The sequence below is a fragment of the Oleiphilus sp. HI0066 genome (assembly GCF_001635725.1).
Map to the genome: position 1 here is coordinate 1 of NZ_LWFH01001179.1, position 2,441 is coordinate 2,441.

The 2,441-nt window shown below is 44.7% G+C and carries 3 protein-coding genes; 2 read left to right on the forward strand and 1 reads right to left on the reverse strand.

The features are described from left to right. On the forward strand, positions 1–680 hold a 680-nt coding region (locus A3738_RS15905; RefSeq protein WP_082890065.1), incomplete at its 5' end, for an HAD family hydrolase. A gap of 74 nt (positions 681–754) precedes the next feature. After that, positions 755–1,738 (forward strand): S49 family peptidase, encoded by a 984-nt coding sequence (locus A3738_RS15910; RefSeq protein WP_068481477.1) that lies wholly within the window; start codon positions 755–757, stop codon positions 1,736–1,738. Positions 1,739–1,781: 43 nt separating this feature from the next. On the opposite strand, the gene A3738_RS15915 is transcribed toward A3738_RS15910, so the two are convergent. Next, entirely contained in the window at positions 1,782–2,375 is a 594-nt protein-coding gene (locus A3738_RS15915; protein ID WP_068481480.1) for a nucleoside triphosphate pyrophosphatase, read from the reverse strand. Positions 2,376–2,441: the final 66 nt, after the last annotated feature.

Consider the following 2,441-nt stretch of genomic DNA (forward strand, 5'->3'; position numbering starts at 1 on the left):
GAGTTACTTTAGTGCGATATTCAACGATTGTGTTCGATTGGGATGGAACCTTGGTAGATTCGGAGCGTCATATCGTTTCCTGCATCGCTGAATCTGCACAAGTGTGCGACCTGCCTGAGCTCAGCTACGCCCGCATGAAGAGTATCATCGGTCTCGGTATGAAAGAGGCTTTGTTTGAACTTTATCCCAATATTACTGAGGATCAGATTCAGACGTTGAGGGCGCACTATTCTAAGCAATTCCATAAGAATGAAGGTGCAGAGTTATCGTTGTTTCCAGACGTATTCGACGTGCTTAAAGAGCTAAAAGATCGAGGCTTTGTTTTAGCTGTAGCGACAGGTAAGAGTCGACGCGGTCTTGATATGGCGAAGGAGCAGAGTGGGCTAGGACAGTTTTTTGATATTGAACGGTGCGCGGATGAAACGCGATCGAAGCCGCACCCGCAAATGCTTATCGAGATTTCTGACCATTTGAAGGTGCCGCGAGATCAAATGTTGATGGTTGGTGATACGACCTTTGATATGGAAATGGCGCAGAAGGCACAGATGCCTAGTGTCGGCGTAAGCTACGGTGTGCATGCGGTGAAGAGCTTACGGCAATATAATCCGAAGCGCATTGTTGATGCGATGCCTGAGCTGCTAGCATGGCTCGTCGAATCACATGACGATATAAAGCTCTAGATTTTTTATCATGGGCGTTCTCAAGTCGATCGTTGATTAGTAATTTTGATAAAACAATAAACTAGGAGTTCCTTTTGGAAAACTCAGATAACGTAAAGGCAGTCCCTCAGCCAACTAGTTCCAACTCTAAAGAATGGAAGTTAATTGAAAAAACGGTAGCTACTTTAGGGGTTGAGCAGCGACGTACTCGTCGTTGGGGTATTTTCTTTAAGTTGCTGACCTTCGCTTACTTATTCATTTTGCTTGGCATGATGGCAAATGGTTTAAGTCCAAGCGGTATGCAGGTTGACTCCGAAAATTACACTGCCTTGATTGATGTGCGAGGAGTGATTGCAGATCAAGAAGATGCTAGTGCTGATGTGATCGTGACAGGTTTACGCTCTGCATTTGAGGCAGAAGGGGCTAAAGCGGTCATTTTGAGAATTAACAGCCCGGGCGGAAGTCCAGTTCAGTCTGGCTACGTCTATGATGAAATCAAGCGGTTGCGCGGCTTGTATCCTGAGAAAAAACTCTATGCAGTGATTACCGATTTGGGAGCCTCTGGCGCTTATTACATGGCAGCGGCTGCTGACGAAATTTATGCAGATAAAGCAAGCTTAGTTGGGTCTATTGGTGTAACAGCAGCAGGTTTTGGCTTTGTTGACCTGATTGATGAATATGGCGTTGAGCGTCGCACTTATACCTCTGGTGAGCACAAAGCATTTCTGGACCCGTTTAGTGAAGAGGATCCAGAAGAGGTGGCATTCTGGAAAACTGTATTAACTAGTACGCATCAGCAATTCATTGATAAGGTGAAAGAAGGGCGTGGTGATCGTTTGGTAGAAAACGATAAGTTATTTAGTGGATTGATCTGGAATGGGGAGCAAGCTCTTGAGTTGGGCTTGATTGACGGATTAGGTAGTTCTGGTTACGTGGCGCGCGAGCTTGTCGGTGCTGAAGATATTGTTGACTTCTCATTGCAGCCAGACCCACTCCAGCAATTTACAGAGTCCTTGGGTGTATCCATCGGCGGAGCGATCAGTTCAGTATTAGGTTTGAATACCATGCAGCTTCGTTAGATTTTTTAAAAAGCTATATAAGGCAGCTAATTAGCTGCCTTTTTTATGGGAGCATAATACCGAAGCGCTTAAGTATGTGGCATAGCTCTATTAATGGGAGGCCTATCAGAGCATTTGGGTCTTTTGTCTCAATCGCCTCAAACAACGTAACGCCTAAACCTTCGACCTTGAATCCGCCCGCACAATCATAAGATGGCTCTTTTTGCACATAGCTTTCAATTTGGGCGGATGTTAAAGGCTTAAATTTCACGCGCGTTAGATCGCAAGTGGTTTCTTCCTGCATTGTTTCGGTGTTAACGACCGAAAGAGCAGTAAAAAACGAAACCTCTTTGCCTGAGCAGAAGGCGAGTTGCTCGCAGTTCTTTTTGAAAGAACCTGGTTTATGAAGATATACTCCGTCGCAATAAGCTACCTGATCGCTACCGATAACAATGCTTTTGATTGGTGATGAGAGTGATGCCACCACATTATGCGCTTTTAGTGATGCGAGCTTTAGAGCTAAGTCTTTTGGAGAGTTGGCCGAAATAGATCTTTCATCGATCTCAGGAGCAATGCATTCAACATGAGAAAACAGCTTTTCTAATAGAGTTTTGCGGTATTTGCTAGATGAGCCAAGAATTATGCGATGGGTAGTCATTTAGTTTTCTTGAAATAGTTCGAATTGGCGCTAGTGTTTCATATTCCAAACTGATGCTGAAGCCTC